The sequence below is a fragment of the Nostoc cf. edaphicum LEGE 07299 genome (genome assembly GCF_015207245.1).
In the GTDB taxonomy this organism is placed as follows: domain Bacteria; phylum Cyanobacteriota; class Cyanobacteriia; order Cyanobacteriales; family Nostocaceae; genus Nostoc; species Nostoc edaphicum_B.
Genome location: NZ_JADEXF010000083.1, coordinates 1 through 8,801, shown reverse-complemented (window position 1 = coordinate 8,801; position 8,801 = coordinate 1). Strand labels below are relative to the sequence as shown.

Genomic DNA, 8,801 nt, shown 5'->3' with positions numbered 1-8,801 from the left:
GTGTACTACAGTGCATTTTAGATAGAAAAATTGCTGAAAGTTCTCAAAAACTTTCAGCAATACATTTGTTTTTCAAAGAGAGCTTTTTTATGGAACGATTAAGAATTTCCGATCTCAGTTTTTGTGAAGATGAAGTTTCCGATCTTAGTCAAGTACAAGGGGGAGTTGCGTATGGTTACGCACTTAGTGTTTCTACTGCTAAAAAGGGCAGTTATAAAGTAGGCAAAGGCACTCTTGAAGGTACTGTTGAAGGTGGTATTGCTGGCGCTATTGCTGGCGCTATTACTGATGGCAACAATGTTATTGTATCTGCAAATACATCGGCAGGAGTTTCCTAAAGCTGGCATAACCAATTTGTAGAAAGCTTTTATGGACATACCTCATAAAAGCTTGTTAGGAATAGTTCTATACCTTTATCTTATACCACATATAGTAGTATAAGACAGTAGGTAAAAGCGACACTTCGGTGTTGCTCAATGACCATGCTTGTTTCTGAGTTCAAAGCTTATGAAAAGTTAGCACAGATAACAGCAGGAGATAATGCAATTCTGACTGTAAAAATTCATTCAAAATAGTTGTATTTGGCTATATATGAATGTTAAAAATACAGCTAAAAAAGATTTGCATAAATTCTTAAATTGATTGTGCTGTATTTGCAGCTAACTTTTCTTTTGCTAATGAACTTAACTCAATAGCAAGACTTACCAGTGGAAAACAAGCATGGTCTTCTATCTTGTGGTTTTATGACAACTGTAAAAGGGGTACTCTGGGTTTAAAACCATTCATTTTTATACCTAATTTATTTGCATTTCTTTTATGCTTGTATGTCAGGGTGCAAAATCACAAAATCATTTGCATAGCTAATGAATTAAAGTTTCCATAAATGCCATTTCCCCTTAATTTTTATTTCTTCAGGGAAGACGCTTTTTATAGCGGTTCTCGTTTATGTGAGTTACACCCGTAGTGGCATGGCAAGCCATGCCCCTACACCTTGTGATATAAAGTTGTGTACTGCATCTGAATGGGAACCGCTATATTATGGTTTCTAGACCGTGCAGAGCCACATTAGCCAAAAGTAGAAAGAATACAGTAGGGACGGAGCGCAGTTCGATATATCCTCTGTCTCAGTTTCCTAACGGTTTTGCTGATCTTACAGAAGTTTGCTACCTTTTGGTATAGAGCAGGGCATAATAGCAACTTCGAATAACCATTACCATTTTGGTCTGGCTTATCAGTCTCTTTTAGCCAGTTCGCTTTTACGATGGATTAATGTACTTTGCTTTTGCTATCCATGAGCTGAACTTCTCTTAGTGCAAACATACTAAACAGACCTTAAATCCTTATTAACCAACAACGCAGCCGAAGAAGCTCTTTTACGCTTGCGTATCGAGACAGCACCAAACATAGTACAACTAAACAAGGAACCTAGAATTGTTGAAGGTTCTGGGACAGTATAGACGCTCACCTGATTACTTTTATATTCTTTTAATAATAAACGAGTTGACTTATCGAAAGTACGGGAATATTTACCTTGAAAGTTAGCCAAAGCATATTCCTGTGTTCCGCCAAAAAAATTCTTAATAGATGAATCAAGAGTTATGCTACTACTCGGTTCAAATACAAAAGCATCATTGTTACCTATAGTTGATAAATTTCCAGAAATCTTGAAAGAGTCTAAAAGCTCACGAGTATCGCTGTCGTATAACTCATATAAGAACTCTCCACGAGCATTTGCACGTTCAGTCACTGCATCATCAATGGATGTTTTAAGGCTGAATAAGCCACTGAAATCAAAAGAAAACTCTTTGTCTACTATAAAATCGTAACCGATAATCGCAGCGAAGCTTTCCGCCGACCCTGTATAGCCATCACCCTGACCTTGAGCTTGGCTGAAAGACAAATTAGAGGCAGAGTTGTTTACATCGATATTAAACTTAGCCTCAGCGTTAGAATCAGCAGTTACTTGACCACCTGTGCTAATTGCTGTGGTCACATTATCAGTCAAAGTCCTAACATCTAAAGGGCTGCTACTAAAGTTGTTGATGTTGAATATTGACTCAGAAGATGCAAAGGTAGCAGCTTGGCTCGGTAAGGTTGCCAATATCGAAGTAGCGATCGCTGGAGTAGCCAATGCCAAAAAACGCTTTACAACTTTGGTGTATTTTTTCATACAATTTTTTGTTTTTCTTTTATGATGTTAAGATTGCAAATTTGTCATGCTTATCTACTGCCTTACTAATGAGTAAGAGCCAAGTATAGGCAAGCAGGATGCGCAGCTTGGGAACTTTCCAAGCCATATTTGTCTTATGTAGAAGAAATCTTCTAGTTAAGGACTAATTTTTATTACCATTTTCGCACCTTTATACAAGTAATAACCGTATAAGTAATTTAGTTATTAAGCCTGGAGATGCGGTTAATTGGTTACATATTCATACTAATCGTACATCCACTAGTTTCTTGTAAAGCTTGAGTAAAAAAAAGCATTTTTTAATTGGAATTTACGTAAGGATTCCGTAGGGAGAAGTTCACAAATTCCGTAGGGAGGAGTTCACATAAGTTCACATAAATGATGTTAGTGCCAGAGCATCCTTTGATGAGCAAGCAATTCACTGTAAAATCAAGCAACGATCGCCTGTACCAATTATCGAAGTCAGGATTGGTATCAATACGGTTCGGTTCAGGTGCATAGTCTAAAGATCGCCCTTAGTCCTTAGACGGTAACAATCCCCAAAAGTGTTCGATTGCCTTGAGAGCGCCATAGGTATGAGACTGTACCAAGGAGTTATGGTAATTCTCGTACAAATGAGGTGATTAACAACAGCACATCTTTATTAAACTTCCCTACGGGAGTGCGTTCGCGTAGCGTCTCGTAGAGAAGCGCATCTGCGTTTAAATTTCAACACTCAATTCGCCGCGATTTTAGGCAAAGCTGCACTAAGAATCATGAATAGCTAACGGCAACAACAAGCGACTGACTACCCGATTATCTGGTAACTGATAGAAATTCAACTCTCCTCCTAGTTCTTGCATGAGGTTTTGGCAGATCGCCAGATGTAAAGCTGGTGGTTGGTCGAGGTTGGAAGGAACAAGCACATCTTTAGGTGTATTATCATGTAGTTCCGTGAGTAGCTGTGGTTCGATCGCACCGTTATATGTGATCGATAATTCTAGCGATGTCTGATGTTCAGCCCCTCCAGTTGTAGAAGAAGAATATTTTATATCTAAGGGTTTTGACGCATCTAAACGGCGACACCAAATATCAATTCTGCTACCGCTTTGAGAACGGTTACAGGCAGTAACCAATAATTCATGGATAACTAATTCAATTTTGACAATATCACCAGCGATCGCCATTGCAGATTGAGCGCTGGAGGGAGGAACGCCTCTAACTAATGAAGAATTCTTGGGTGCTTCTTGCTCGTCAATTGGTTGTCCCAAACCATGTACACCAATCCACAGCTTTTGTTGTTTAAGTAAATTTTCGATCCGTTCGAGCGATCGCTTCAGTAAACTGGCTATGGGCATAGTTTCCCAACTAATGTGTAGCTGCCAGTGTTCGAGTTTTAGCATTCCACTCATGGAGGTGGCTGTATGATCTAACTGCCGCAGCAATAGCTGGTAGCGCATCTGAGTCAGTTCATTGGCAGGAATGCCCAAATCGTGTATTTGTTTAAGGGAATGGGCCGTTATTCTTTGAATTTCCTCTAGACGACGATGTTTGTACCAGTTGAGTTGTCGTAATTCTTCGGTTGTGGATTCTAAAAGTCGGGTGATTTGCTTTTCACGACGCCACCAGGCTAATTGAGAAATCAGAGTTGCTGTTGCACTGAGGTTTTGTTCTGACCAGCGACGCTCTTGATAGTCTGCTAACAGCACTACACCAGTGGTTTCATAATCAGCAGTTGTACGTAATGCCATCACCAAAATTTGACCTTTGTCTGGAATATTCAACCATTTCCGAGTTTCCGGGGGTAAATTATCCACCTTCAAAGTCAGGTAATTCTCCGTAACAAGTGCCCACTGAATTAAGGCTTCAGCCTGGATAGAAATAGATGCATCAGAAAAAATCCCAAATAGGCTATTGTCAATCACTCCAGGGATAATTTCTGCCCAACTCTCGCCAGGTGCCCAAGATAGCATTAGTGCGAGGGGACAGCCCAAAATTGAGGCTATTTGTTCGAGTGCTGTAGATTCTAAATGCTTTTTTTCGACCTCAATGCTGTTTTGGGATTGTGTCAGGATGCGTAAGCATTGCTCAAATGCCTGAGAAGTTTTTTGCTGCTGGGTAGTGCGGTTATGTAATTGCCACTGACGAACAATTACACCAATCTGTTGACTGACGGCCCACAGTAATTCTTTTTCTAGAGTTGTCCAAGAACGATGGCTTTCATGAGTAATCACCAAAAGTGCTGCTGGTATATGCTCGTGAGTGCATTTACAAACAAGTAGCGATCGCACATTATTTTCTAACAACGAGGGACGCCAGTTAAAAAAGCGTAAATCTTCATCTAAGTTCTCAATTTCCACCGCTTGAGTTGAACCTTGCAAAAGCTGCCCATCTAATTCTTTGAGAGTATCAAGGGTAAATGTCAACGGGCGACGATTTTGGGGCTGACTTTGGTAAATAAATTGATAATTCTTCTGTTCGGGGTCATACTGCAACAACAAAAAGCGGGTAGCACCTAATCGAGCTAAAACTCTTTTAGCACAAGTATGTAAAGTTGTCTGAAGGTCATGTTCGCTATAGATACCTTGAGCAACTTGGCTAGTCAGTTGAGCATCCTCTTGAATCTGTTTGATAGTGCTTTCCATGCTTTCGGTAGGTGTAACTAGAGAGATTAAACCAGCAACACCTTGGACAAAATTTTTGTCTGTGTCTGTCCAGATGCGAGGTTCATTGCTTTCCACCGCCAGAAAACCGACTAAGTTCTTTTGCCAGATAATCGGAGCTGCCAGAAGCGATCGCACCTTTAGCCGTTCCAGCAATTTAGCCGTAAAATGGCTTTTTAAAGAACTGCGGGCATCACCAATGGAGACTATTTGGTTAACTGCCAAAGCATAATAAAAATCGCTCAAGTCTTGTACAGTCATTCCCGCTGCTTGCTGGCTGCTAGAATTGCGATCCATTTTGACCAGCTGATTGCTCATTCGACACCAAAAGTAGCGCCCTTCTCGCTCAAACCAGTAAACATTTGTCCGGTTGGGGGAGACAAACTTATGAGTTGCTTGCACAGCTGCTTCAAGTCTTTGATTCAGGTTACTGAGGGTGCGTAAATTTTCTAGCAATTCTAATAATGGCTCGTCAGTTCGCCTGGTTTGCTTTTGGTGCTTATGCATCTCATTTTGATAAAGCACTGCCCCCAGTTCACCTAAAACCATCATCAAACGTGCTTTTGTTTCTCCTGTCAGTAAGTAGCCCCAGCGTTCTGAACCCAGTAATACCAAGCCCAAGCAACGGTCTTTGTAGCGAATTGGTAAAATAATCGTTCCTTGGATGTGGAATTTTTCGGCAACTTTTCGCCATTCGGCGGCACGGATTTCAGTTTGCAAATCAGCTACGCCCAAAGGATGCTGTTCAATTACTGCTTGCTCTAATAAATCCCCTGGACTGAGAACAACCCTTTGGCGTAAAAAGCTCATGTCACGATCGGGTGTGATGCCTCCTTTGCCGAATAATATGTGATTCAGGCGATCGTAAAGAGCAATCCAAATCAGTTTGTAGTCAAACTCTTCTTTAAGATAAGAAATAGTAGTTTCAATCAGAACGTCAACATCATCTTCTTCTCTGAGGCTCTGGAGGACGCGCCCCAAAGAGAGGATCTGCTGTTCGGCGGCTATAGGTTTTTGTGGCTGCCCCATCTGATTTATTGGTTAACATAACTTGTAATATATAAGATGCCCAAAAAAGCACCCTGAGTAATATTGCCACAAGTGTTTAATATTGAACCTAGACAGGTTAATAAGAAATTAAGCTAATAGTCATTCAAATTGCATTCCGCATCTTTGCGTGTTTCTAGCGATTTGAACTATACAACTTAAAATCGCTGCCTCCTGAATGTTTAACTCAAATAAAATAACTTTTGCATGAAGTATCTTTTATGCCCAAGTGGGTAATTCTCTTGAAAACCAAATACAGTGTAGCCTTGAGATTCATAAAATTCCTTAGCTTGAAAGTCTAATGTCTCAAGATGAACCCCTACACAGTTTTGCTTTTGACCTTCTTTTTCAGCAATTTTAAGGATATTGCTGCCAATCCCTTTGCGGCGTAAGCCTTCTTGAACAACTAAGACTCTGATATAAAGCCAATCGCAACCGATTTCGCCCATAATGCCACCAACAATCAAGCCTGATTCATCTCGTGCAAAAACTGCTAGAGGTTGCCACTCTGACAACGGAAAAAAATTTTGATTGAACTGGCGAATCATTTGGATGACTGTCATCCGATCCTGCTGAGTTACTTCCTGTTTTACCTGAACTGTAATCATCCTGATTTTGCTTCTGGGTAAGGTTTTGACCAATACTCATTGCCCACTCGTACATAATTTCAGAGTGAATTTTGACTTCTGATTTCTGAGTTATTCTTTATAAAAGCTAATGGATATTTATAAATTTGCAATTAGTCCGCTTTTGTTCAATGTGGTAAAAACAGAGCCGGAGTGGTTACATCAGCAGACGATTCGCAGTTTTAATTGGCTATCGCAAACGCCTTCTAGTTGGGTAAACCAACGCTTAAAGAAGTCTTTATGCCTGTACGATTCACGTTTAGAACAAAATTTGTTTGGGCTAAACTTTCCAAATCCGGTAGGGTTAGCGGCTGGCTTCGACAAGGATGGAGTCGCTGCGGGCATTTGGTCTAACCTGGGTTTTGGCTTTGCAGAACTAGGAACTGTAACTTTTCACGCACAGCCCGGAAATCCCCATCCTCGTTTGTTTCGCCTACCGTTGGATAAAGCTGCTCTCAATCGGATGGGCTTTAATAACAGTGGTGCAGCAGTAATGGCGGCACGTTTGAAACAAAGAAAGCATGAGTTAATCGGCTCGATACCCATAGGGATAAATTTGGGTAAATCTAAGATAACTCCCCTAGAAGCAGCCGCACAGGATTATCTCGATAGTTTTCGTTTACTCAAGGATTTGGGAGACTATTTTGTTGTTAATGTCTCTTCTCCCAATACACCAGGGTTACGATCGCTCCAAGATGCTTCTATGCTCAGTGCCATCTTAGATTTATTACAACAAGAAAATACTACACAAAAACCAATTTTTGTCAAGATAGCCCCAGATTTATCATGGGAAGCGATCGCTGACATTATAACTCTTGCTAAAACCTACCAACTGGCAGGAATTATCGCCACTAATACCACCATCAGCCGTGATGGACTGAAAACCCAAGTGATTGACCAAACAGGCAAATCACCCCAGGAAGAAACTGGCGGAATTAGTGGTAAACCATTGCGCGATCGCTCCACTGAGGTAATTCGTTTTATTTGGCAGCAAACTCAAGGACAAATCCCAATTATTGGGGTTGGTGGTATTTTTTCCTCAGAAGATGCTTGGGAAAAAATTACTGCTGGTGCTAGCTTGATTCAGGTTTATACAGGCTGGATTTACGAAGGGCCAATGATGGTACGCCAGATTCTAGCAGGTTTGCTTTCCAAGCTAGAACAAAGCGGCTTAAATTCCATCAACGAAGCTGTGGGTTTACAAACAAAAATTCCAAAATTCTAATTACGAATTACGAATTACGAATTGTTTTACCCTTCTTCCTCCACTGGGAAAAACTCCTTAGTTTTTTCTGAGAATGACCAGGCAATACCATCAGGGTCTTTGCTGCGACTCCATTCAGGAAACTCTGGATCGTTTCGCCGTTTATAAACTGTGCTGGAATAGACATTTAGCCGTTTAGCAAGTTCAGATTGAATCAGAGAGCCAAAAATTAACTGTTTTTCCAGCGATCGTTTAGCTTCCTCATGAGTTGTCTGTGGTGGTGATTCGGTTTCTGGTTCCTCTTGTGGGATTGGCGGTGGTGCTAATAGCGATCGCGCTGTTTTAGTAACTGGTTGAGCCGGAAGTTCTTTAACAGGCTCACTACTATCAAGAATATTGCCGAGAATGCTGGCAGTTATAAAGTAATAAGACTGCCCTGCATCTTCAGAGTTGACTATACTGGCACCAAATTCCGAGGCTTTAGCATCCAAGTAGCGTTTTGCCGTTGTTCCAGGAAAATTGCCCCTGATTGCCAAGTCCATTGGCGTCAGTCTGCCTTGATTTTCACGAACCAACTGATGAAAAATTGGGTTAACTCGCACAGTCCACTGTTGCCATTGATATTCCTGCCAAAGCTTGAAGGCAATTACCAGCACAATTACCGCCAGTAAAATTCTCCAAGTGGCAACTAGGAAAATAATCAAAAACGAGATGGGCAAAAGTAGAACGAGAAAAGCCTTACCGTTACCTTCTATGGGTTTCTCACTCATGCCGATTTTTGCCAAGTGAATTTTGGGAAATAATATTATTATATTGGCAAAAATTGAGACACTTTTTTGTATCGTTTGGCAAAGTTGCGGCAAAAATTTCGGCAAAAGCTTTATTCAGTAAGTGTTATAGGCTTATTACCCTTTTGCTCATATAAGATTGGTCTGCGATGCCTACGGCGGTAAACTACGCGCAAAAGTTTTTACCAGAGAAAATAAGCGGGTTAAGATGTATGGTGATCGTAATACATCTCAGCTTTTCTTTCCAAAGCAATAATTCTAAATTAGCTTGCCAGACCCTTGACAACAGATAATACACATACTACA

The 8,801-nt window shown here is 40.8% G+C and carries 6 protein-coding genes; 2 read left to right on the top strand and 4 right to left on the bottom strand.

The genetic code is table 11. From position 1 onward, the window contains the following. Positions 1-338 (top strand): hypothetical protein (locus tag IQ229_RS04150; RefSeq protein WP_194041533.1); only part of this gene is annotated, 338 nt, incomplete at its 5' end. A 983-nt stretch (positions 339-1,321) separates the two neighbouring features. Here IQ229_RS04150 and IQ229_RS04145 read toward each other — a convergent pair. The 3 genes from IQ229_RS04145 to IQ229_RS04135 form a co-directional block, all read right to left on the bottom strand. Next, positions 1,322-2,170, bottom strand: a complete 849-nt coding sequence (locus IQ229_RS04145; RefSeq protein WP_194041531.1) for a PEP-CTERM sorting domain-containing protein — start codon at positions 2,168-2,170, stop codon at positions 1,322-1,324. A gap of 764 nt (positions 2,171-2,934) precedes the next feature. Beyond that, the gene (locus IQ229_RS04140; RefSeq protein ID WP_194041529.1) at positions 2,935-5,859 is read right to left on the bottom strand and encodes a GAF domain-containing protein; all 2,925 of its coding nucleotides are present in this window, start codon (positions 5,857-5,859) and stop codon (positions 2,935-2,937) included. Positions 5,860-6,059: 200 nt separating this feature from the next. Next, positions 6,060-6,485 carry a GNAT family N-acetyltransferase gene (locus IQ229_RS04135; protein ID WP_194041528.1) on the bottom strand — a complete coding sequence of 142 codons (426 nt, stop codon included), beginning with the start codon at positions 6,483-6,485 and terminating at the stop codon, positions 6,060-6,062. A 109-nt stretch (positions 6,486-6,594) separates the two neighbouring features. On the opposite strand from IQ229_RS04135, the gene IQ229_RS04130 reads away from it, so the two are divergent. Continuing rightward, entirely contained in the window at positions 6,595-7,728 is a 1,134-nt protein-coding gene (locus tag IQ229_RS04130) for a quinone-dependent dihydroorotate dehydrogenase (RefSeq protein WP_194041526.1), read from the top strand. A gap of 26 nt (positions 7,729-7,754) precedes the next feature. On the opposite strand, the gene IQ229_RS04125 is transcribed toward IQ229_RS04130, so the two are convergent. Then, the gene (locus tag IQ229_RS04125; RefSeq protein ID WP_194041524.1) at positions 7,755-8,477 is read right to left on the bottom strand and encodes a hypothetical protein; all 723 of its coding nucleotides are present in this window, start codon (positions 8,475-8,477) and stop codon (positions 7,755-7,757) included. Positions 8,478-8,801 lie beyond the last annotated feature (324 nt).